This is a genomic window from Duganella sp. GW821-FHT07G03, from assembly GCF_059418605.1.
This window is the reverse complement of sequence record NZ_JBWKQE010000008.1, coordinates 210,052-232,837: the sequence shown is the minus strand read 5'-3', so window position 1 is coordinate 232,837 and position 22,786 is coordinate 210,052. Positions and strand designations below refer to the sequence as shown.

At 65.2% G+C, this 22,786-nt stretch carries 20 protein-coding genes; 13 read left to right on the top strand and 7 right to left on the bottom strand.

What is annotated here, in order from left to right:
• Window positions 1-5 precede the first annotated feature (5 nt).
• The 6 genes from AC07OK_RS13595 to AC07OK_RS13570 all read left to right on the top strand — a co-directional run bounded on the left by AC07OK_RS13595 (window position 6) and on the right by AC07OK_RS13570 (window position 4,835).
• On the top strand, window positions 6-791 hold the full coding sequence (locus AC07OK_RS13595; protein ID WP_494690790.1) for a diguanylate cyclase domain-containing protein: 786 nt from the start codon (window positions 6-8) through the stop codon (window positions 789-791).
• 85 nt (window positions 792-876) lie between these two features.
• Complete coding sequence (locus tag AC07OK_RS13590; protein ID WP_494690789.1) at window positions 877-1,569, top strand: methyltransferase; 693 nt, start codon at window positions 877-879, stop codon at window positions 1,567-1,569.
• Window positions 1,566-2,816 (top strand): hypothetical protein, encoded by a 1,251-nt coding sequence (locus tag AC07OK_RS13585; RefSeq protein ID WP_494690788.1) that lies wholly within the window; start codon window positions 1,566-1,568, stop codon window positions 2,814-2,816. The genes AC07OK_RS13590 and AC07OK_RS13585 overlap by 4 nt, the downstream gene beginning before the upstream one ends.
• A complete protein-coding gene (locus tag AC07OK_RS13580) occupies window positions 2,813-3,640 on the top strand; it encodes an arginase family protein (RefSeq protein ID WP_494690787.1) in 828 nt (275 codons plus the stop codon). Before AC07OK_RS13585 ends, AC07OK_RS13580 begins: the two co-directional genes overlap by 4 nt.
• A gap of 221 nt (window positions 3,641-3,861) precedes the next feature.
• Window positions 3,862-4,287 carry an organic hydroperoxide resistance protein gene (locus AC07OK_RS13575; protein WP_020704053.1) on the top strand — a complete coding sequence of 142 codons (426 nt, stop codon included), beginning with the start codon at window positions 3,862-3,864 and terminating at the stop codon, window positions 4,285-4,287.
• Window positions 4,288-4,382: 95 nt separating this feature from the next.
• On the top strand, window positions 4,383-4,835 hold the full coding sequence (locus AC07OK_RS13570) for a GNAT family N-acetyltransferase (protein WP_494690786.1): 453 nt from the start codon (window positions 4,383-4,385) through the stop codon (window positions 4,833-4,835).
• Window positions 4,836-4,845: 10 nt separating this feature from the next.
• Here the strand turns inward: AC07OK_RS13570 and AC07OK_RS13565 are convergent, their stop codons facing one another.
• A complete protein-coding gene (locus AC07OK_RS13565) occupies window positions 4,846-6,090 on the bottom strand; it encodes a sensor histidine kinase (RefSeq protein WP_494690785.1) in 1,245 nt (414 codons plus the stop codon).
• The gene (locus AC07OK_RS13560; RefSeq protein WP_494690784.1) at window positions 6,080-7,447 is read right to left on the bottom strand and encodes a sigma-54-dependent transcriptional regulator; all 1,368 of its coding nucleotides are present in this window, start codon (window positions 7,445-7,447) and stop codon (window positions 6,080-6,082) included. The genes AC07OK_RS13565 and AC07OK_RS13560 overlap by 11 nt, the downstream gene beginning before the upstream one ends.
• 191 nt (window positions 7,448-7,638) lie before the next feature.
• On the opposite strand from AC07OK_RS13560, the gene AC07OK_RS13555 reads away from it, so the two are divergent.
• Genes AC07OK_RS13555 through AC07OK_RS13540 form a run of 4 tightly spaced genes read left to right on the top strand, consistent with a single transcriptional unit; the run spans window position 7,639 to window position 14,507 of the window.
• Complete coding sequence (locus tag AC07OK_RS13555) at window positions 7,639-8,943, top strand: efflux RND transporter periplasmic adaptor subunit (RefSeq protein WP_494690783.1); 1,305 nt, start codon at window positions 7,639-7,641, stop codon at window positions 8,941-8,943.
• Between the two features lie 31 nt (window positions 8,944-8,974).
• Entirely contained in the window at window positions 8,975-9,655 is a 681-nt protein-coding gene (locus AC07OK_RS13550) for an ABC transporter ATP-binding protein (protein WP_008443565.1), read from the top strand.
• A gap of 18 nt (window positions 9,656-9,673) precedes the next feature.
• Window positions 9,674-12,064, top strand: coding sequence for an ABC transporter permease (locus AC07OK_RS13545; protein WP_494690782.1), 2,391 nt, complete (start codon window positions 9,674-9,676; stop codon window positions 12,062-12,064).
• Between the two features lie 13 nt (window positions 12,065-12,077).
• A complete protein-coding gene (locus AC07OK_RS13540; RefSeq protein WP_494690781.1) occupies window positions 12,078-14,507 on the top strand; it encodes an ABC transporter permease in 2,430 nt (809 codons plus the stop codon).
• 68 nt (window positions 14,508-14,575) lie between these two features.
• Here the strand turns inward: AC07OK_RS13540 and AC07OK_RS13535 are convergent, their stop codons facing one another.
• Both AC07OK_RS13535 and AC07OK_RS13530 read right to left on the bottom strand, forming a co-directional pair.
• Window positions 14,576-15,433 carry an FKBP-type peptidyl-prolyl cis-trans isomerase gene (locus AC07OK_RS13535; RefSeq protein ID WP_494690780.1) on the bottom strand — a complete coding sequence of 286 codons (858 nt, stop codon included), beginning with the start codon at window positions 15,431-15,433 and terminating at the stop codon, window positions 14,576-14,578.
• Between the two features lie 117 nt (window positions 15,434-15,550).
• The gene (locus tag AC07OK_RS13530; protein ID WP_494690779.1) at window positions 15,551-17,431 is read right to left on the bottom strand and encodes a potassium transporter Kup; all 1,881 of its coding nucleotides are present in this window, start codon (window positions 17,429-17,431) and stop codon (window positions 15,551-15,553) included.
• Window positions 17,432-17,658: 227 nt separating this feature from the next.
• On the opposite strand from AC07OK_RS13530, the gene rarD reads away from it, so the two are divergent.
• Both rarD and ettA read left to right on the top strand, forming a co-directional pair.
• The gene (gene rarD, locus AC07OK_RS13525; RefSeq protein WP_494690778.1) at window positions 17,659-18,534 is read left to right on the top strand and encodes an EamA family transporter RarD; all 876 of its coding nucleotides are present in this window, start codon (window positions 17,659-17,661) and stop codon (window positions 18,532-18,534) included.
• A gap of 82 nt (window positions 18,535-18,616) precedes the next feature.
• On the top strand, window positions 18,617-20,284 hold the full coding sequence (gene ettA / locus AC07OK_RS13520) for an energy-dependent translational throttle protein EttA (protein WP_116991210.1): 1,668 nt from the start codon (window positions 18,617-18,619) through the stop codon (window positions 20,282-20,284).
• A 53-nt stretch (window positions 20,285-20,337) separates the two neighbouring features.
• On the opposite strand, the gene AC07OK_RS13515 is transcribed toward ettA, so the two are convergent.
• Together AC07OK_RS13515 and AC07OK_RS13510 are read right to left on the bottom strand one after the other, a co-directional pair.
• Window positions 20,338-20,925, bottom strand: a complete 588-nt coding sequence (locus AC07OK_RS13515; RefSeq protein ID WP_494690777.1) for an outer membrane beta-barrel protein — start codon at window positions 20,923-20,925, stop codon at window positions 20,338-20,340.
• A 183-nt stretch (window positions 20,926-21,108) separates the two neighbouring features.
• Window positions 21,109-21,714 (bottom strand): alpha-ketoglutarate-dependent dioxygenase AlkB family protein, encoded by a 606-nt coding sequence (locus AC07OK_RS13510; protein WP_494690776.1) that lies wholly within the window; start codon window positions 21,712-21,714, stop codon window positions 21,109-21,111.
• A 43-nt stretch (window positions 21,715-21,757) separates the two neighbouring features.
• Between AC07OK_RS13510 and AC07OK_RS13505 the strand changes: the two genes are divergently transcribed.
• Window positions 21,758-22,345, top strand: coding sequence for a putative pterin-binding protein (locus tag AC07OK_RS13505; RefSeq protein ID WP_494690775.1), 588 nt, complete (start codon window positions 21,758-21,760; stop codon window positions 22,343-22,345).
• A 3-nt stretch (window positions 22,346-22,348) separates the two neighbouring features.
• On the opposite strand, the gene AC07OK_RS13500 is transcribed toward AC07OK_RS13505, so the two are convergent.
• Window positions 22,349-22,711, bottom strand: a complete 363-nt coding sequence (locus AC07OK_RS13500; protein WP_026334793.1) for a hypothetical protein — start codon at window positions 22,709-22,711, stop codon at window positions 22,349-22,351.
• Window positions 22,712-22,786: the final 75 nt, after the last annotated feature.

The window sequence follows — 22,786 nt, the reverse complement described above, 5'->3', positions numbered from 1 at the left end:
ACCCCATGAATAAACCTCTGCCCTGGGCCGACGACACGCCGCAATTGACCATGTGGTGCGCCGTGCTGTTTTGCTGTTTCAGCGCCCTGCTGGCGGCGGTGTATCTGCTGCCGCCGCTCGCCAGCCTGCTGTGCGTGGTGCCGCTGGCCTCCTACCTGATGCTGGGCCGTCACATGGGCATGGTGTACAGCATCGGCTGGTCGGTGCTGGGCCTGGCCGTGCTGGTGCTGCGGCCGGGCAGCTCCAGCGAGGCGCTGCTGGGCACCGCCGCCGCCGTGCTGGGCGTGGGCCTGCTGGCGCACTGGTTCGAAGCGCGGCGCGCGGCGCTGGCGGCGGTCTTGCGCCGCACCGCCTCGCTCGATCCGCTGACCGGCCTGCACAACCATCTGTACCTGGAATCGATATTCAGCCAGCTCACGCGCAGCCAGCGCGGCAAGCCGCAATCGGTGACGATGCTGCTGGTGGCGCTGGCGCCCGGCGCCGACGACGTCCGGTTGATCGAAGCCGCGCGCCTGATCGAGGAAGTGTGCCGCGCCAGCGACTGGGCTTTCCGCTTCGGCGACGACAGGTACTGCGTGCTGGTGCCGTGGGTGTCGCAGGTGCAGGGCCAGCAGATCGCCGACCGCCTGCTGGCGCGCCTCAACGCGGAAGCGCAAACGTCCGCCAGGCTGGGCCTGGCCCGCTGGCCGGAAGACGCGCAAACGCTGGCGCAACTTCACCAGATCACCGCGCGCAGCCTGAAGGCGGAATACCCGCCTAACGCGGGAACGGCCCCCAGGTCGGCTGCCTGACGTCGCCGTCCTGAATTGTTTTTCCAATGATAAATTATCGGTGTAGTATCCAACTTTGCTTTCCTTCATCCGATAGGTGATAGAAATGGACAATTTCCCAGGCAAACAGGCGCACATCGACCGCTGGCAGAAGGACCGCCAGAAGGCTTTCAAAATAATACCCGAGGATGGCAAGTCATTCCGCTACCTGGGCAAGGAATTCCACGTCTTCCCCAATACCTTCTGGCCCTACACGGATAGCCAGCCGCTGGTCAGCAGCCTGCGCGTCAAGCCGGGGGACAGCGTGCTCGATGTCGGCACCGGCTCCGGCGTCATCGCGGTATTCGCCTGCTATGGCGGCGCCGCCCGCGTGCTGGCCGTCGACATCAATCCCGCCGCGCTGAAGAGCGCCCAACACAACGCCACCGAACACGGCTTCGGCGAAACGATGGAAGTGCGGTATTCCTGCCTGTTCGACGGCATCGGCAACGAGCAGTTCGACGTCATCACCGCCAACCTCCCTTTCCGCAACAAGGAGGCGCCCGACGTCGTCGCGCGTTCACAATGGGATACTGACTTCAAAACCAATACCCAGTTCTTCCAACAGGTCGGCAACTATCTGAAACCGGATGGGCGCATCTATTTCGCGCATTCCAATTTCGGCGCGGTCAAGGAAGTGCGCAAGCTGGCCAAGGAGAACGGCTACAGCATGCGCATGGTGGCCCGCGCGCGCGCCGACGAAACCAAGGAGTTCTACGCGTTTCTCATCAAGCGATTGCCTCAACCCGCAAGCGTATGAACGATGTGCTCGATACCGTCGCCAGCCTGCGCGCGGTCGCGCACGCGCCGTGGCGTCCGCTGGTGCGGCGTGTGGCGGTGATACTGAGCAGCTCGCGCTCAGGCTCCAGCCTGATCAAGCACGTGCTGGCGGACCATCCCGACATCGCCTCGCTCGATGGCGAAATGGAGCCGTACCTGGCGCTCACCCGCAACGGCTTCGGCATCCGCTCCGACAGCGATGCCGTCGGCGCCTTGGCGCAGCCGGACAAATTGGCCGACAACATCTTCGCCGAACTCAGCGTGCCCAGCACTATCCTGCCGCCGTTGGACCAGTTAAAAGACCGCTGGCGGCGGCGCCTGCTGTTGCAGTTCCCGCTGCTGTTCATCGACCCGGCGCAACTGCGGCAGCTCAACGATGCGCTGGACACAGCCCTGCAATCGCTCAAGCGGCAGGCGGATAGCGCGCTGCAACACCAGATCCTGTCGTCGGTGTTTCGCGACCAGCCATGGCGCATGAATTTTTATGATGGACAGCCGTCATCGTCGCTGCGCGATTTCGGCCTGGGACCCAGCGGCTACTACAACGAGCAGTTGAAGATTGAAGAACCGCCCTTCGTACTGCCGCGCAGCTACCGCCGCCAGTTCACCATCGACGACGCCGCCAACAAGATCCTGCTGTTCAAATCGCCGAGCGACGCCTACCGGATCGGCATGCATGAACAGCTGTTCCCGCAGGCCGAGATCCAATACATCCACCTCAGCCGGGGCTATGCGCAATCGGTCAATGGCTTGATGGATGGTTGGCTGTCGCCCAAGGGTTTCTTCGCGCATGACATGGCGCGCGCCGGCGCGGCGCTGCGGATAGGCGGCTACTCCGACGCCACGCCGTTCGGCCGGCGCTGGTGGAAGTTCGACCTGCCGCCCAACTGGCGCGAATTCATACAATCCGACCTGGGCGATGTCTGCCTGAACCAATGGCTGGCATCGAATGAAGCGATCCTTGCCAGCGGTGTGCCGGCGCTGCGCGTGGCGTTCGAGGCCTTCATGGACCATCCGGCGGCGCAGTTGCAGCGCATCGGCGACTGGCTTGGCCTGTCCAATCTGTCGCTGCCCGCGCAGCTACCCGTCACGATGGCCACCGAGGCCCCCGGCGCGCTGCGCTGGCGCAAGCGCGAACAGGCTTTGCTGGACATGGGCCGGCGCCCGCCCGTGCGGGCGCTGATGGAGCAGCTGGGCTACACGATGAATCCGGAGTCATGGGCATGAACAATCACTTGCTGCTGCCCTTCCTGATCGGGCAACGCCGCGATGGCCTGCGCCGCGTCACCGACCTGGACCGGCATGAGTGGGACGTGGTCGACGTCGCCGAATTTACCGAGACCACGCTGAGCGATCCCAACGAGAAGTTGCGCAGGATGGGCAGGATTTACGCCGGGATGGCGGAGCGCGTCCACCGGATCGTCGACGCCGGCCAGGTCCCGGTCAGCATCGCCGGCGACTGCATGTCCACGCTCGGCATGCTGGGCGGCCTGCAACGCAGCGGACGCCCACCGGACCGCATCCTGTGGCTCGACGCCCATGGCGATTTCCACACCTGGGAAACCACGCAGACCAAATACCTCGGCGGCATGCCGCTGGCGATATTGGTGGGCCGTGGCGACCGCCGCAAGCAAAGCCGCGACACCATCGGTACGATGCTGTCGACCATCGGCGTCACGCCCTTCCCGGAACAGCAGGTCATCCTGTCCGATGCGCGCGACCTCGATCCGGGTGAGCTGGAAGCGGTGCGAAGCTCCGGCATCACCTGCTGCAGCATCGCGCAGATCGGCGAGCATCTGAAGCCGGGCGAGCGCCTCTACCTGCATTTCGACAGCGACGTGATGGACGCGGAGGCGGACATACCGGCACTGAAATACCACGTCAAATCGGGGCCGAGCTACGCCGACATGGCGGCCCTGTTCCGCTCGCTGCGCGGGCCAGACATCGTCGCGGTATCGGTGTCGGCCTGGCATGAGGAAAAGGATCTGGACAACGCGGCCGCGCGGGCCTGTCTGGCGCTGTTGGGCGAGTTGGAGATGGCAAGCAGCTAGAGTTCCTGGTCGCCGGCGATATGTACCGCAAATGGATCGCCTGTGGCGATGCTCTACCTCCAGGCAAAAATATTTTCATAAATAGCTTGCTATTAAATAGTACGCGATCTATAGTGTGGTCATGGGCGCTGCAAACAGCGCCGGATAGTAGAAGTAAGTAGCTAGCGATTAGATAGTTAATTAAGCATTCTCACTCACCACTCACGCAAAGGAATATCATCATGTCGATCCAACAAGTTCTGTACCGCGCAAACGCAAAAGCAACCGGTGGCCGCGAAGGCCGTGCCGTTTCCTCCGACGGCGTGCTGGACGCGAAACTGACCACCCCGAAAGAACTGGGCGGCGCCGGCGCCGTCGGCACCAATCCTGAGCAGCTGTTCGCTGCCGGCTACTCGGCTTGCTTCATCGGCGCGATGAAATTCGTCGGCGGCCGCGACAAGATCGCCGTCCCGGCGGACGTGTCGGTGGAAGGCATCGTCGGCATCGGCGCCATCCCTACCGGTTTCGGCATCGAAGTCGAACTGAAAATCTCGCTGCCAGGCCTGGACCGCGCAGAAGCCGAGAAACTGGTCGCCGCCGCCCACATCGTGTGCCCATACTCGAACGCCACCCGCGGCAACATCGACGTGACGCTGACCATCGTTTAATCGATACGGTCCCCGCTTGAAAGGCCGGCCCCTCATCCGAGGCGCCGGCCTTTTTTCACATACAATCGTTGTTTTAAACCGCAACGGGATATGCAATGATTGAGTGGCAATGGCTGGCCTTTGACGACATCCCCCGCCTGGACTGGCATGAAGTGCTGCTGCAACGCCAGCAGGTGTTCATCCTGGAGCAGGCCTGTTTGTACCCGGACATTGACGGCTGCGATCCGCAGTGCCACCACCTGATGGCCTGGCGCGAGATCGACGGCAAGCGCACGCTGGTCGCGTATCTGCGCTGCGTGCCGCCCGGCGTGAAGTACGACGAAATGTCGCTGGGCCGCGTGCTGACCACGCAGGCTGCGCGCGGCAGCGGCATCGGCCGCGAGCTGCTGGCCCAGGCGATCCCGCTGGCCGAGGCGCTGCATCCCGGCCACGGCTTCCGCATCGGCGCGCAGGCGCACCTGGAAAAATTCTACAGCGGCTACGGCTTCAGGACGGTGACCGAGCCGTACGACGAAGACGGCATCCTGCACATCGACATGGTGCGCTAAGACCTGTGCGTTAAAAAGTGAGCGTGAAGCGCGCGCCGGCGCTGACCGAGCGCGCGTAGCGCACCGTGCCGCCGTTGGCGTGCACCAGGTGCCGCACCATCGCCAGGCCGATGCCCCGGCCCTGTTTCTTGGTCGAGAAGAACGGCGTGAAGATGTGCGCGGCCAGCGCTTCCGGCACGCCGGGGCCGTTGTCCAGCACCTCGATGCGCAGGCGGCCGCCCCGGCTGAAGCGCGCGCGCACCTGCGCCTCCGGCGACTTGCCGGTGATGGCTTCCGACGCGTTCTTCAGCAAGTTGATGAGCGCCTGTTCCAGCTGGCCGGGATCGATCATCACCGCCAGCGACGCCGGCTCCACCGAGAACGCTACCTTTCCGCCCAGGGCCTGCCACTGCGGCGCTATCAGCATCGACAGGCGTTCGAACAAGTCCTCCAGCAGCACGCGCTGCGGCTGCGCCTGCGGCACGGTCGACAGGCTGCGGTAGCTGCCGACAAAATCGACCAGGCTGGCGGCGCGGCGCGAGATGGCGTCCAGCGCGGTGCCCAGGTCGGCGTGGATATCAGCCGGCAGACCGGCCGCCGCTTCGTCCAGCAGGCCGCAGGCGGTGCGCGACAGGGACGCCACCGGGGTCAGCGAGTTCATGATCTCGTGGGTCAGCACCTGCACCAGTTCACGCCAGGCGTTGAGGGCTTCGGCTTCCAGTTCGCTCTCCACCGGCATCAGCGCGGCCAGGCGCTGGGCCGCACCCTGCATCGTCAGCGCGGCGACGGCGACCAGCGCGCGCTCCACGCCACGTTCGGTGTCAAAGCTGATCAGCTGCCGCTGGCCGGCGGTCTGCGCGGCCAGCAGCTGGTGCAGATCGTGCGGCGCGCTGGCGCGGCCGGGTGCGAGCAGGCGGCGCGCACTGGCGTTCAATGGCGCCACCGCGCCGGCACCGGCCGCGTTCTGGATGCTGAACAGCGCGATGGGCGCGTGTTCGAGCCGGGCTTCCAGCGCGTGGATGGTGTCGGCCAGTTCGCGGCCCGCGGGTGCGCCGTGATGCAGCGCGCTGTTGTGCGCCTCCATGCGCGGGGTGCGGGGCGCCAGGCGGCGCAGGCATTGCCACAGCGCGGCGGCAGGCAGCAGCGCGGCCAGGCCGCACAGCACGATGCGGCGCGGCTCCGGCGTGGCGGACATGACGTCGGCCACGGCGGTCAGCGCCATCAAGCCGGCGACGCTGGCGGCAGCGCCCAGTTTGAGGAAGCGCTCAGATGCCATGCTTGCCCAGCTTGCGGTACAGCGCGGCGCGGCTGACGCCCAGCGATTTCGCGGCGTGGCTGATATTGCCGTTGAACTGGGCCAGCGCCGAGGCGATGGCTTCGCGTTCCAGCGTGTCGAGCGTCATGTCATTGCTGATGGCGCCCCGCGCCGGCAACGCCGTCGCCAACGAAGCGGTGAAATCGTCGCCATCGTCCAGTGCCGCAGCGCCGAGGCCGAAATCACCCAGCGATAATTCAGCGCCCTGCCCCAGGATCACGGCGCGTTCGCAGGCGTGGCGCAGCGCCCGCACATTGCCCGGCCAATCGTGGCGCAGCAGGCCGTCCATCGCCGCCGCGTTCACGTTGCGGACCGGCCGGTCGTACTGCAAAGCGTACAGGTTCAGATAGTGCGCCAACAGCAGCGAAATGTCCTCGCGCCGTTCGCGCAGCGGCGGCACGCGGATCACGATGGTGTTCAGGCGGAACAGCAAGTCCGGCCGGAACACCGAGGGATCGAACAGCCGCGCCTCGTCCAGGTTGGTGGCGCTGATGATGCGCACGTCGATGGCTTCCGGCTTATCGGCGCCGATCGGCGTCACCTCGCGCCGTTCCAGCGCGGTCAACAGCTTGGCCTGCGCCGCCAGCGGCATGTTGCCGATTTCGTCCAAGAACAGCGAGCCGCCGCGCGCGGCCTGGAAGCGCCCCGCCCGATCAGCCTTGGCGTCCGTGAACGAACCTTTGCGATGGCCGAACAACTCGCTCTCGAACGTCGATTCCGGCAGCGCGCCCATGTCCACCGCCAGCAAGGTGCCGGCCGCGCGGCGCGACAGCGCATGGATGGCGCGCGCCACCAGCTCCTTGCCGACGCCGTTCTCGCCCAGCACCATCACGTTCGCCTCGGTCGGCGCCACGCTGGCGATCAAGGCCTTCAACTCGCGCATCGCCGCGGATTCGCCCATCAGGTCCGGCGTCGACGCGGTCGGCCCGCGCATGGCGGCGCGGCGGGCCAGCGCCTGGTCGATGGCGGCCACCAGCCGTGCGTTGTCCCACGGCTTGGTGATGAAATCGCCGGCGCCGCGCTTCAGCGCTTCCACCGCCAGCGGCACGTCGGCGTAGGCGGTCATCGCGATCACCGTCGGCGGCTGCGCCTGTGAGCGCAGCAGATCGAGCAGCGCCAGGCCTTCACCGCCGTCGATGAAGCCGGGCGTGAAATTCAGGTCCAGCAGCACCACATCCGGCACACCTTGCGCCAGCAAGGCCGGCAAGCCCGCCGGATCGCACAGCGTGGCGACCTTGCCATAGCGCCGCCGCAGCAGCAACTGCGCGGCAGTGGCGACATCGGCGTCATCATCGAGTATCAGTACGTAGGCGTTCATGCAGGCATTCTAGCAGCCGCCAACGGGCGCCGGACGCGGCTTCCGGCCACAGGGCTTGGGCGCGCGCCGCAAGTGTTCAGTTTCGAACAGTGCCCGCTGTTCATAAGCGGACAGCGAACGGCCAATCCGGGCCAAACAGACCCTCAATATGGACTTTTTGGTCATGGCACAGGGTTTGCTGTATGGCCTACATGCACATCAAAAAAAATATCGGCCCCTCACCCTCGCACCTGCCCTCCAGCGGCGCGGCGATGGACGTCGTGGTGCCCCGCAAGCGCGGCAAGGCCATCGCCATCGGGTTGGCGGCCACGCTGGCTGTGGCGGCCGCCGTCTACGCGCTGTGGTCATGGATGCCGCGCGGCCTGCAGATCGACGGCGCCGACCTGCGCATCGGCCAGGCGGCGCGCGGCATCTTCGTCGACGAAATCGTCGTGCGCGCCAATGCTGAACCGCTCAATTCCGTGATACTCGACTCGGTCGAATCGGGCCGCGTCGAAGAAGTCTTCGCCATCGACGGCACGCTGGTGAAGAAAGGCCAGCTGCTGTTCCGCATCTCCAACCCGCAGCGCAACCTGGAACTGCTGGCGCGCCAGTCGGAACACGCGGTCAGCATCTTCAACCTGTCCAACCTGCGCGTGGCGCAGGAGGCCAGCGCCAGCGACCACCAGCGGCGGCGCGAAGACCTCCAGTTCGCGCTGGAGCAGGTCCGCAAGCAGCACGAACGCAATGTGAGGCTGGCGGCGCAGGGCTATATCTCCGCCGTCGCGCTGGAGGAATCGGCCGACAAGCTGCAGCAGCAGAGACGCCTGCTGGCGCAGGAAGAACGCGCCTCCGCCACCGAGCAAGGCGTGCGCCGCGATGCCGCAACGCAGCTGGAAACGGCGATCGGCGGCCTGAACTCCGGCCTGAAGCTGGTCTCCGCCACGGTCGATGCGCTGGCCGTGCGGGCGCCGGTCGACGGCCGGCTGACCAACTTCCGCCTGCAGGTGGGCGAATCGATCAGCACTGGCAAGAACATCGGCCGCATCGACGATCCGGCGCGCTTCAAGCTCTCCGCCAGCGTCGACGAGTATTACCTGAACCGCATGGCGGTCGGCCGCCACGGCAGCGTCAAACAGGACGAGCGCAATTTCGCGGTCGATATCCGCGCCATCTACCCGCAGATCAAGGAAGGCCGCTTCATGGTGGAACTGGTGTTCACCGGCGGCCAGCCGCCGGTGCTCAATCCCGGCCAGAGCCTGGACGCGCGCATCACGCTGGGCGAGCCGGCCAAGGCCCTGCTGCTGCCGAACGGCGCCTTCATCAACGACAGCGGCGGCGCCTGGGTCTATGTGCTGGACGCCGGCGGACGCACGGCGCAGCGGCGCGCGGTGCGCGTCGGCCGCCGCAACAACAGCCAGCTCGAAGTGCTTGAAGGCCTGGCCGCTGGCGACAAGGTGATCCTGTCGAGCTACGCGGCCTACGGAAATTCACCACGGCTGCAAATAACGCAGTAAATTCCCATCACTATCACTAAAGGCAAACCCCATGCTCAAACTCGTCGGCATCAGCAAAATCCACCAGGCAGGAGAAATCCAGACCACCGCGCTGGATCGCATCGACCTGGAAATCGAAGCGGGCGAATACGTCGCCATCACCGGGCCGTCCGGCTGCGGCAAGTCGACCATGCTCGGCATACTGGGCCTGCTGGACGTGCCTAACCACGGCGAATACTGGTTCGAAGGCCAGAACGTTGCCGGCTGGAGCGAATCGAAACTGAACCAGCTGCGGCGCGGCCGCATCGGCTTCATCTTCCAGAGCTTCAACCTGATCGAAGAGCTGACCGTGTTCGAGAACGTCGAACTGGCGCTGGAATACAACGGCACGCCGGCGCGCGAACGGCGCGAGCGTGTGACGGCCATGCTCAACAAACTGGGCGTGGGCCACCGCGCCTCGCACCGCCCTTCGCAACTGTCGGGCGGCCAGCAGCAGCGGGTGGCGATCGCGCGCGCGCTGGTGGCCGGCCCCGCCGTCCTGCTGGCCGATGAACCGACCGGCAACCTGGACACCGCGCACGGCGATGAAGTCATGCGCCTGCTGCGCGAGATTAACGCCGAAGGCACCACCGTGGTGATGGTCACGCACTCGCCGGACCACGCCGCGCAGGCTTCGCGCACACTGAATCTGCTCGACGGCCGCATCATGGTCGACGTTCTGCAAGCCGCTTAAAGCGTCAGGATCATTTTCATGAACCTGCGCGACTTTCGCATAGGCTGGCGCCTGCTGTTGCAGCAGCCGGCTTACTCCGCCGTGGTCATCGGCGGCCTGGCCATCGGCTTTGCCGCCTGCTTCCTGCTGTTCGGCTTTGTCGAATTCTGCCTGAACTTCAACAGCGCCATACCCGACAACGATCGCGTGCTCGTGGTCAAGCAGCGCATCAACGTCTTCCCGCGCCCGGAATGGCAAGCCTGGGCCTTTCTGCCCTTGCGCGATGTGGCCCTGGCCAGCGGCATGGTGTCGCAAGCCAGCGTCGCCAAGCCCATCGAATCGCCGTTGCGCGCCGGTAGCGATTTGCACACGCTGAACCTGCTGGCGGTCGATCCCGATTTCCGCACCATGTTCGGCATCGTCGCGCTGCAGGGCGACCTGGGCGCCGCGCTGGCGCAGCCCGATGGCCTGGCGTTGACGCGGACCGGCGCACAGAAACTGTTCGGCGCCAATCCGGCGATCGGGCAAACCGTCCGCGTCGACGGCACGGTATTGCAGGTACGGGCGCTGATGCCCGATCCGCCGGCCAACAGCAGCCAGCAGTACGAGGCATTGGTCGGCACCGGCAGCAGCGCCTGGCCGGAGCGCGAAACCGCGATCAGCGAATGGGGGCGCGGCATCGTCTACATGAAACTCAAAACCGGCGCCTCGATGCCGGCTTTGACGGCGCTGCTGCAGGAGGCCAGCGAGAAAGCGCCGGCCAATCAGAGGGTGAAAAACAGCTCGTTGGGCAAAGGCCTGAACGGCCGCAACGTCGCCGATATCAGCCTGCTGCCTTTGCACGACGCCTACTTCGACGAAGGCCTGGCCAACAGCCGCGCGGGCGAGCAGTACGGGCAGCGCAGCAGCGTCTTCGGGCTTGCGGCGGCGGGTTTGCTGATCCTGCTACTGGCGGCGATCAACTACATCAACCTGGCGACGGTGCGCACCCTGCGCCGCCAGCGCGAGATCGGCATCCGCAAGCTGCTGGGCGCCAGCTCGGCGCGGGTGGTGCGCCAGTTCCTCAGCGAGGCGGCGCTGACATCCGTGCTGGCGACCATCGCCGGCCTGGTGCTGGCGTGGCTGCTGCTGCCGACCTTCGCGGAGCTGGTGAATCGTCCGCTGGCCGGCATGTTCACGCCCACGCGCTGCGTGATCGCACTGGCGTTCGGCCTGTTCATCGGCGTGTGTGCCGGCGCCTATCCTGCCTGGCTGGCGCAGCATGCGTTGCCCGGACCTGCGCTGGCTGGCCGCGGCAACAGCGAAACCGCCGCCGGCCTGTGGGTGCGGCGCGTGCTCACCGTGCTGCAGTTTTCCAGCGCGATGGCGCTGTCGGCGACGGCGCTGGCGGTCGGCTGGCAGACGTACTTCGCCACCCACGCCTCGCCGGGATTCGATCCCGCGCACCTGCTGGTACTCGACCTGCCATCCGATGCGGAGGGCAAGCAGGGAGCTGTCGCGTTCATGGAGCAGCTGGCCCGGCTGCCGCGCGTTGAAGGCGTGTCGTCCATTTCGGAGGCGGTGGGCCGCGACGGCATGAAGCTGACCAACACCGTGACCACCAGGGACGGCCGCGAGATACCTCTGGAGGGCAAGAACGTCAGCGCCAACTGGTTTGAAGTGAGCCGCCTGCAGGCGCTGCACGGACGCCTGTTCAGCGCATCGCAGGATGTCGACTATGGCAAGGCCCCGCGTGTGGTGGTCAACACCGCCGCCGCGCTGGCGCTGGGGTATGCGGCGCCGCAGGACGCGGTCGGCCAAGTGGTACCGGGCGGCATGGAGATCGTCGGTGTTGCGCCTGACGTCCGCTATCAGGGACTGCACCAGCCATCGAAGGCGATCGTCTATTTCGTCCGTCCCGGCGGCGTGCTGACGATACGCACCAGCGACAACCTGGAGACGGCGTACAGCGAGATCGAGCCGTTATGGCGCCGCCACTTCCCCAACGCCATCATGGAGATGAAGACGCAGCAGGCCGTGCTCGAAGAACGCTACGCCACCGAAGCGCGGCTGATCCGGATACTGGCCGCCACCAGCGTGATCGCCATCGCCCTGGCGGCCTTCGGCATCTATGTGCTGTCGGCCTACAGCGTGCAGCGCAGCCGGCGCGAGATCGTGATGCGCAAGCTGCACGGCGCCGGCCGCGTCGACATCGCGCTGATGATGGGCCGCGAATTCTCGGCGCTGGTGGGCGCCGGTGCGCTGATCGGCCTGCCGTTGGCGGCGGTGGCCATCCAGCGCTACCTGGCCACCTACACCGAGCATGCGCCCATCGGCGTCTGGACGCTGGCGGCGGCACTGGCGATGGCCCTTCTGGTGGCGCTGCTGGCCACCACCCGCCATACGGCGACGGCCTTGCGCATGTCGCCCGCATTGGCACTGCGCGACTAAATCGGAGACTGACATGAAAACTAGCGACTTTCGCATCGGCTGGCGCCTGCTGCTGCGCCATCCACTGCATTCCGCCGTGGAGATACTGGGACTGGCGACCGGCTTCGCCGTCTGCTTTCTGCTACTTGGGTTTGTGGCCTACTCCTTCAGCTACGACAGCGACGTGCCGCAGCGCGAGCGCGTGTTCGTCATCAAGCACCGGCTGAACTTCATCCCGCAGCCGCAATGGATGGAATACACGCCGTTCGCGCTGCGCGAGGTGGCGCTGCGCAGCGGCGTGCCGCTGGAGGCCAGCGCCTGGTGGCCGCGCCAGACCACGCTGCAACTGCACGGACGCATGCAGCAACTGGAGGTCACGGCGGTCGACCCGGCATTCCAGTCCATCAGCGGCCTGCCGGCGCTGGCCGGCGACCTGCGCGCGGCGTTGACCCAACCCGACGGCCTGGCCGTAACGCAGCAGACCGCGCTGCGTCTGTTCGGCGCCACGCAGGCGCTGGGACGCACCATCGAGATCAATCGCCAGGCGCTGCAGGTACGGGCCGTGCTGGCGGACCGTCCGGCCAACAGCACGCTGCAATTCAACGCGCTGGTCGGCGTGGGCAGCGCGTTGTGGCCGGAGAAGGAGCGCCAGGACGCGCTGTCGAACTGGATGGGCATCGGCGGCCGCATCTACGTCAAGACCGGCCAGGGCGTCAGTCCTCAGGCCTTGCAACGGGCGCTGCAAGATGCGATCGACCACGCGCCGTGGGCCAGCCTGGCCACGCCTGAGATGAAGGCGGCGCTGGGCCAGCGCAAGATGGTCGATGTCGGCCTCGGTCCGCTGGCCGACGCCTACTTCGACCGCAGCGTCGCCAACACCATGGGCACCGGCCCGCGTGGCGACATGCGCGTGGTGCTGGCGCTCGGCGCCACCGGCTTGCTGATACTGCTGCTCGCCGTGGTCAACTACGTCAACCTGGCGACGGTGCGCACCTTGCGCCGCCAGCGCGAGATCGCGGTGCGCCGCGTGCTTGGCGCCAGCACGCGCCAGCTGCTGGCGCAGTTCATGGCCGAATCAATGCTGCTGTCGGTGGCCGCCGCCGCGCTGGGCGTGCTGCTGGCGTGGCTGCTGCTGCCGCTGGCCTCCGACCTGCTGGAGCGCCGCCTGGACGGCATGTTCACGCCGGCGGCGATCGGCGTGTGCCTGCTGGCCGGCGCCCTGGTCGGCACGACGGCCGGCGTCTATCCGGGCTGGCTGGCGCGCGGCGTCGACATGGGCATCACCCTGGCCCACCGCAGCGGCGAGACCGCCGGCGGCATGTGGCTGCGCCGCAGCCTGACGGCAGTGCAGTTCGGCGCGGCGATGAGCATGGGCAGCGTGGCATTGGCGATCTTGTGGCAGACGCAGTTCGCGGCAAACGCGCCGCCGGGCTTCGATCCCGAGCCGCTGCTGGTGGTGGAGATGGCGGAGAACCTGCGCGACAATCCCGCCGCCCGCGCGCTGCGCGACGCCATTGCGCAACTGCCCGGCGTGGCCGGTGTGGCGGACAGCCGCGACGTGCCGGGCCGCGACGACCAGACCGGCACCCACGGCAGCACCACGGTCAAGCGTGTGGACGGCAGCAGCGCATCGCTGTCGGTGCATTTTGTCGGGCCGGATTTCTTCAACGTCTATGGCCTGAAGGCCCTGGCCGGACGCCTGTTCGACCCGCGTATCGAAGCAGCGGCCGGCGACGGCGAGCAGAACGTCGTGCTCAACCAGGCGGCAGTGCGGGCGCTGGGCTGGTCGTCCGCGCAGCAGGCGGTGGGCCAGCGCATCGGCGGCACGCAGTTACGCATCGCCGGCGTGACGCCCGACCTGCTCTGGGAAACGCTGCGCGATCCGGTGCGGCCGACCATGTACCAGATCACCAAGGACAATCAACTGCTGACGGTGCGCATGCGCGCCGCGCCGGATGCGCACAGTCGCGCCGCGCTGGAGCAGGACATCGCCTCCGCCTGGAGCCGCTACTTCCCGGCCAGCGAGCCGGTGCTACGCCGGGCCGGCAGCTACTACGCGCAGGCCTATGCCGACGATGTGCGCATGGCCAGGCTGCTGGCCTGCGCCACGGCGGTGGTGTTCGCGCTGGCTGCCTTCGGCATCTACGTGCTGGCGGCGCACAGCGTGCAGCGCCGCGCGCGGGAGATCGTGCTGCGCAAGCTGCACGGCGCCGGCCGCAGGGCGATCGCGGTGCTGGTCAGCCGCGAGTTCCTGCTGCTGACAATGGCCGCCGCCGCGGTCGGGCTGCCGCTGGCGTGGCTGGCCATCGAGCGCTATCTGGCGGGCTTCGCGGCGCGCACGCCGCTGGGCGGCTGGGCGCCGGCGGCGGCGCTGGCGTTCACGCTGCTGATCGTGGCGCTGGCCACCGCCCGCCACACGCTGGCGGCGATGCGCATCGCACCGGCGCAGGCGCTGCGCGACTAGGCTCCTGAACAAAAAAGGCCGGTTCCCACTACAGGGGAACCGGCCTTTTTCATTTGTATCCGACCCGATTACTTGACCGAGACAAGTTGCAACTGGAAGATCAACGTCGCATTCGGAGGAATCGGGCTTTTGCCGGCAGCACCATAAGCCTGGTCAGGCGGGATGGTCACGGTGCGCGTGCCGCCAACAGCCATGCCGATGACGCCGTTGACGAAGCCTGAAATATTACCGGTGCCGGTGGTCAGAACCAGCGCATAGGGATCGGCAGGCGCCGCATTGGCGTCGAACTGCGGGCCCTTGTGATCGGCGCGTGTGCCGTCATACACCCAGCCGATGTAACGCACAGTCACGGAGCTTCCGCTCACGGCAACCGCGCCGGTGCCAGGCACGTCATTGACTATTGTCAGCGCCGTCGGCGGCGGGTCGTTCGGGATGACGATGCCCGGGATGACGTCGACCAGCTCAAAATCGTAGACCATCGGCGAATTGGCGGGAATCGCCGGATAGATGCCTGTCGCGGCGCGCGTGGCGGCGCCGTACACCAGGTTGGCCGGCAGGATCGCGGTGCGCTTGCCGCCTATTTTCATGGCGGCGACAGGGGCTACGCCGAGGATGGACTGGTCCCAGCCCACCACTACCGCGCCCAGGCCCACCGTGAACGGCGAAGCCGGCTTGCCGGTATCGACCGAGCTTTCCACTTTGGCGCCTTTGAAATCGGCCTTGGTCGAGTCATACAGGTAACCGGTAAAGTTGATCACCACAATGTCGCCCGACTTCGGGGCGGCGCCGGTGCCGACCACGGTATCGGTCAGTTTGAACGCTGGCTGCACCACCACCACCGCCACCGGCGCTTTCGAACCGCCGCCGCAGGCCGTCAGGGCCGCTACACAGGCAACGGCAGCAAAATATTGAAACATCGATTTCATGATTACCTTTGATGAGTATTCGTATTGGTCGCACATTCGGAGCAGAAGTTTAGCAGACCATGCCGCTTCCGCTCCGGGCGCTACATTCGGTTACATCTTTTAGCGCCGTGTGTGTGCTTAAATTTCCACTTGCGTGCCAAGTTCGATCACGCGGTTGGTGGGAATCTGGTAGTAGTCGGCGGCGCCGCGGGCGTTGCGCGACATCGTCACGAACAGGTGTTCGCGCCAGGTCGACATGCCGGCGCCAGGGGTCGAGATCACCGTCTGGCGGGCGATGAAGAACGAGGTCTCCATCATCTCGAACGGCAGGCCGAGGCAATCGCACTGGGCCAGCGCCTTCGGAATATCCGGTTCGTCCTTGAAGCCGTAGTGGACGTTCACCTGGTAGCACTGGTGGCCCAGGTCCGTGACCTTGACCTGCTCGGCCACCGGCACGAACGGCTCTTCCACCACGTGCACCGTGAAGAACACCACGCGCTCATGCAGCACCTTGTTGTGCGACAGGTTGTGCAGCAGCGCGTGCGGCACGCCGTCGCTCTCGCCGCGCAGGAAGATGGCGGTGCCATAGACCCGCGTCGGCGGCGCCACGAACAGCGAGGCCAGGAAGTCTTCCAGCGGAATCGCGTGCTTCTGCAAGTTCTGGAACACCAGCTCGCGGCCGCGCTTCCAGGTCAGCATCACCGTGAACAGGATGATCGCCAGCAGCAGCGGGAACCAGCCGCCGTGGAACAGCTTGAGCGAACTGGCCGAGAACAGCAGCAGGTCGATCACGATGAAGAAGCCGGTGGAAGCAAAGCACACCCACAGCGGCAGGTTCCAGCGGAAGCGGATCACGAAGAAGGTCAGGAAGGTGGTCGCCAGCATGGTCGCCGTGACCGCGATGCCGTAGGCGCCGGCCAGTTTCTCCGACGAGCCGAAACCGACCACCGCCATCAACACCACCGCCAGTTGCAGCCAGTTGACGATCGGGATGTAGATCTGGCCGATCTCGGTGGCCGAGGTGTGCAGCACGCGCATGCGCGGCAGCAGGCCCAGGGCGATGGCCTGCTTGGTCATCGAGAAGGTGCCGGAAATGGTGGCCTGCGAGGCGATCACCGTCGCCAGCGTCGACAGCGCCACCAGCGGGTAGACGCTCCAGGCGCCGAGCTGCTGGAAGAAGGGATTGGCGATCGCTTCGGGATGGGTCAGCAGCAGCGCGCCCTGGCCCAGGTAGTTCACCGCCAGCGACGGGAACACGATCATGAACCAGGCGAAGCGGATCGGCCGCGCGCCGAAGTGGCCCATGTCGGCATACAGGGCCTCGGCGCCGGTGAAGGCCAGCACCACGGCGCCCAAGGCGACGAAGGCGATCATGCGGTTTTCAAACATGAAGCGCAGCGCGTGCAGCGGGTTCAGCGCCCAAAGGATCTGCGGCGCCTGCACGATGTTGACCAGGCCCATGACCGCCAGCGCGGCAAACCAGACCACCATCACCGGGCCGAACCAGCGACCGATGCCGGCCGTGCCGTGGCGCTGCACCGCGTACAGCGAGACCAGCACGATGATGGTCAGCGGCACGATGTACTGTTCCAGCCCCGGCGTGGCCACTTCCAGACCCTCGATCGCGCTCAGCACCGAAATGGCCGGCGTGATCACGCTGTCGCCGTAGAACATGGTGGCGCCGATCACGCCCAGCAGCATCAATGGATAGTGCCAGCGCGGCGCCTTCTTGGTGACCGAGTTCAGGGCCAGCGCCATCAGCGCCATGATGCCGCCCTCGCCGCGGTTGTCCGCGCGCAGCACCAGGCTGACGTATTTGAGCGAGACGATGGTCGTCAGGCCCCAGAAAATCAGCGAGATGATGCCCAGCAGGTTGAACTCGTTCAGGACCAGGCCGTGTTCGGGATCGAAGATGGTTTTGAGGGTGTAAAGGGGACTGGTACCGATATCGCCGTAGACGATGCCTACCGCAGCCAGCGTCAGAGCGACGAGGCTGCTTTTCTTATGTTGCTCGGTCAAGATTGCACCTGTTGTTGTTTTGGTGCATTGCACAATAGGATAAGTATTTGCAAAAGGCAAGGAGATTTTCGCATGGAAGGGCGTTCCAAAAATTCAATATCGCCAGTGTACGCTGGTGCGGCCTGAAGCGCGAGTTTGGCGACGGGCGCGGCGGCAGGCCCGGCAGCGGCGGCGCGCCATTTCGGCGATAATGGCAGACCTTGCCCTCCGCCCCGCCGTCCGCCCCCATGAACATAGGTATTGTTTACGCCACATTCGCGTTCTTTTGCTGGGGCTTGTTCCCGTTGTATTTCCACGCCATCGGCGAGGTGCCGGCGATGGAAATCCTGGCGCACCGCATGCTGTGGTCGCTGTTGTTCCTGGGCCTGGTGCTGACCGCGCGCCAGCAATGGAAGTGGCTGCCGAAGGTGCTGCGCAATCCGCGCGTGCTGGCCAGCTTTGTCGCCTCGGCGCTGCTGTTGACGGCTAACTGGTACGTCTACATCTGGTCGGTCAACAACGGCCATGTCATCGATTCCAGCCTGGGCTACTTCATCAATCCGCTGGTCAATGTACTGCTGGGACTGCTGGTGCTGAAGGAAAAACTGCGCCGCGGCCAGTGGATCGCCATCGGCGTGGCCACCAGCGGCGTGCTGTGGCTGACCTGGTCGGCCGGCCAGGTGCCGTGGATCGCCCTGATTTTGGGCTTCACCTTCGGCGGCTACGGCCTGCTGCGCAAAACCGCCGCGCTGGCGGCGCTGGAAGGCCTGTCGCTGGAAACCATGCTGCTGTTCCCGCTGGCGCTGGTGTATGTGGTGTGGCTGACCTGGCACGGCCATAACACCTTCATCAACACCCCGTACGACAGCACCCGCTGGCTGCTGGCGGCGGCCGGGCCGATCACCGCGATACCGCTGGTGATGTTCGCGGCCGGCGCGCGCAAGATCCCGATGTCGGTGCTGGGCCTGCTGCAATACCTGTCGCCCACCATGCAGGCGCTGCTGGGCGTGTGGGTGTTCCATGAAAGCTTCCCGCCGGCGCGGCTGATCGGCTTCGCCATCATCTGGAGCGCGTTGGCGCTGTATGTGGCCGAGGGGCTGTGGGCCGGCAAACGCGCTAAATAGTGGGCGGACGGCGGGATTTATCGTATCCTGTCGTCCTTCCTTGCGTTTCTACGCAATTAAAAAATTCTTACTGAGATTCTCAATGGCAAATTACGTCTACACCATGAACAAGGTGGGCAAAATCGTCCCGCCCAAGCGCCAGATTCTGAAAGATATTTCGCTGTCCTTCTTCCCGGGCGCAAAAATCGGCGTGCTGGGCCTGAACGGCTCCGGTAAGTCGACCTTGCTGAAAATTATGGCAGGCATCGACACCGACATCCAGGGCGAAGCCGTGCCGATGCCGGGCCTGAACATCGGCTACCTGCCGCAGGAACCGCAGCTCGATCCCGAAAAAACCGTGCGCGAGGAAGTCGAATCGGGCCTGGGCGAAGTGTTTGAGGCGCAAGCCAAGCTGGAAGCCGTGTACGCCGCCTATGCCGAGGAAGACGCCGACTTCGACGCCCTCGCCACCGAGCAGGCGCGTCTGGAAGCGATCATCTCGACCTCCGACGGCGGCAACCTGAACCTGCAACTGGAAATGGCCGCCGACGCGCTGCGCCTGCCGCCTTGGGACGCCAAGATCGGCGTGCTGTCCGGCGGTGAAAAGCGCCGCGTGGCGCTGTGCAAGCTGCTGCTGTCCAAGCCGGACATGCTGCTGCTCGACGAACCGACCAACCACTTGGACGCCGAGTCCGTCGATTGGCTCGAACAGTTCCTGCTGCGTTTCCCCGGCACCGTGGTCGGCATCACCCACGATCGCTACTTCCTCGACAACGCCGCCGAATGGATTTTGGAGCTGGACCGCGGCCATGGCATCCCGTGGAAGGGCAACTACTCGTCGTGGCTGGACCAGAAGTCCAACCGCCTGAAGCAGGAGGAGTCGACCGAGTCCGCGCGCCAGAAGGCGCTGCAGAAGGAATTGGAATGGTCGCGCCAGAATCCGAAGGCGCGCCAGGCCAAGTCCAAGGCCCGCCTGGCCCGCTTCAACGAGCTGAGCGAGTACGAATACCAGAAGCGCAACGAGACCCAGGAGATCTTCATCCCTGTGGCCGAGCGTCTGGGCAATGAAGTGATCGAGTTCAAGAACGTGTCGAAAGCGTTTGGCGACCGCCTGCTGATCGACAACGTGTCGTTCACGATACCGCCGGGCGCCATCGTCGGCATCATCGGCCCGAACGGCGCCGGTAAATCGACCCTGTTCAAGATGATTGCCGGCCTGGACAAGCCGGACAGCGGCGAAGTGGTGATCGGCCAGACCGCCCGCATCTCGCTGGTGGACCAGAGCCGCGATACGCTGAGCGACAGCAAGAGCGTGTTCGAGGACGTCTCCGGCGGCGCCGACATGCTCAGCGTCGGCCGTTTCGACATGCCGTCGCGCGCCTACCTGGGCCGCTTCAACTTCAAGGGTTCGGACCAGCAGAAGATCGTCGGCAACCTGTCCGGTGGTGAACGCGGCCGCCTGCACCTGGCCAAGACGCTGCTCAAGGGCGGCAACGTGCTGCTGCTCGATGAACCGTCGAACGATCTGGACGTGGAAACCCTGCGCGCGCTGGAAGATGCGCTGCTGGAGTTCGCCGGTTCCGTGCTGGTGATCTCCCACGATCGCTGGTTCCTGGACCGTATCGCCACCCACATCCTGGCGTTCGAAGGCAACTCGCAGGTTACCTTCTTCGACGGTAACTATCAGGAATACGAAGCCGACAAAAAGAAACGCCTGGGCGAGGAAGGTGCGAAACCAAAACGCATCCGCTACAAGCCACTGACCGTGTAAACGACGAAGGCCACCTCGATGAGGTGGCCTTTTTTCATGGTGGTGAACCGAACTTAGAAGTTGTAACGCACGCCAGCGGTGATCGCGCCGTTTTTGCGGCCCAGGTCGACGTTGTTCTTGCCGTAGTTTTCATACTCCAGCGAGACTTTCACGTTCTTGTTGATCGCATACTCGGCGCCGACCGAAGCATACAGCGCGCTCTTGTTGGCGTCGCCGTTGACGGAGGCGATGCCGGTGGTGGTGACGTCGTTGTGGTTGCGCGCCACGCCCAGCTTGCCGAACAGGGCGACCTGCTCATTCACCGGGAAGGTGCCCTTGCCTGCAACATAGAACGAGTTGGCCTTGGTCTGCACATGGCCGGCTGCGCCGCCCGTCGTGTAGTCATAACCTTTCTTGCCGAAGTCGGTATAACCGCCCTCAACCGCCCAGGTCTTGTCGATGTTGTAGCCGGCGTAGATCTTGCCGGTCGCCTTGTCGCCACTGCGGTCGGAAACGCTGGTAGCGTTCGGCACGTCGAACTTGTAGTGGCTGCCCACGACACCGGCGCCGATGTAGGCGGTGCCCGCGTCATCGGCGGCGTAAGCGGAGGTGCCAGCCAGGGCGGCAGCGGAAGCAACTAATGCGAACAGAATTTTTTTCATGGTCTTGGATCTTTCAGCAAAATGAGTGTTGGACTTGCTTGGGATCGCAGTTCTCTGAATTGCGATGGAGCCAAGATAGCACTCACGCCAACACCTGTCCGCACCGATTTAGTAAGAAGTGTGACAGGATGTAAGCCAAATAAAGACCGGCACAAATCGGCTTCTACCAAACTTAAGAGACGCTTAAGGTTCGCGCAGAATATGGCGGAAAGTGAGGTTGATGCGCGGCCCGCGCGCGCCGCGTTCCTTGTTGATGCCGTGCAGCCAGTGCTGCTGCAAGCTGCCCGCCATCAGCAGCAGGCAGCCGTCGCCCAGCGCCAGCTTGAGGGTTTTCGGCAGGCGCCGGTGCTTGAGGATGAAGGTGCGCGGCGCGCCAAAGCTGACCGAGGCGATGGCCGACTGCGGCCCCAGCTCGCGCTCGTCGTCGGCATGGAAGCCCATGCTGTCGCGTTCGTCGCGGTAGTAGTTCAGCAGCACGCTGTTGAACTGGCGGCCGGTGGCCCGCTCGACTGCCTGTTTGATGTGCAGCTGCAAGGTCGTGAACGGCAGCGGATGGAAGGTCTTGCCGGAATAACGGTAGCTGGCCTCGCCATGCCAGGCCGTCAGTCGCGGTTGCATATGCAATTTGCCCCAGACCTGGACTTGTTCCGCGCGCCAATCGGTTTCGTCGAGCAGGCGCCGCATGGCCTCGGGCGGCGCCAGGTCCAGCGCCAGCCGCTGCTGGAACCACAGTTCGCCATCCTCGATCGGGATGGGCATCAAGGCGCTGTCGTCGGCAAATAAGTCCATGCGCGTTATGATACCGGCACTACGTCAGACAGGAGAACCTCGTATGCAAAAACGCCAGTTTCTGGGCCGCGCCGCGTTGGCCGGCATGGCCGCCGCCGCCCTGCCCGCCTCGCAAGCCGCCGCCGCGAACAACGCCGGACCGGCGCTGTTGACCGTGACCGGCGCCGTCGGCAAGGTCAACCGCGGCCGCTTCGATCCGGTGCGCGACCAGATGATGCACAAGCAAAAACTCAGCTTCGACAAGGCGCACGCCTTCGACTTCGCCGCGCTGGCCGCGCTGCCGGCCGTCACCATCGAGCCGACGCTGGAATACGACGGCAAGCCGCACACGCTGCGCGGCCCGCTGCTGCTGGACGTGATGAAGGCGGCCGGCGCAACGCTGGGCGACGGCGGCAAGCTGGTGTTGCGTGCAGTGGATGGTTATGCGGCCACGGTCACCGTGGCGCAGGCGCGCGCGCAGCGCTACATCGTCGCCACCCATCTGGATGGCGCGGCGATGGCGCTGGGCGGATTGGGTCCGCTATGGGCGATCTACGATGCCGACAAGGTCCCCGAGATGGCCGCCAAGCCGCTCGCTGAACGGTTTGGTTCCTGCCCGTGGGCCTTGTATCACATCGAGGTGCAAGCCTGAGGCTTAGGCGTAGGCTTCGGCCAGGGTCATCACTCGCGGAGCGATGGTGATGCCGATGCCGGAAAACAGCGCAGTGATGGCGGCCATATTGGCTTCCATCTCTTCAGCTTTCCAGCCCTGGAACAAATCGGTGCCATCTTTTTGGAAGTGCAGGTCCAGCACCTTGCCGCGGTCCTTGTGGGTGTAGCCGCCGCTGTAGGTGTTCTTGAAACCCATCGCCGCCAACGCCGCCAGCACTTCGGCCGGAGGATTGTCCGGATCGGTGGCCATGAACACACCAAAAGTCTTGCCGGGTGGTTTGGCGGCGATATCTACGTCGTAAATCCCTGGCGCTTTCGTGACGGTCGTACTCTTCAGAAATAACATGTTCTTACCCCTATCCTATTGGTGCGCCGGCTTCGTGCTTGATTCTTCAAGAAAACATTCCAAGGAACAAGCTTA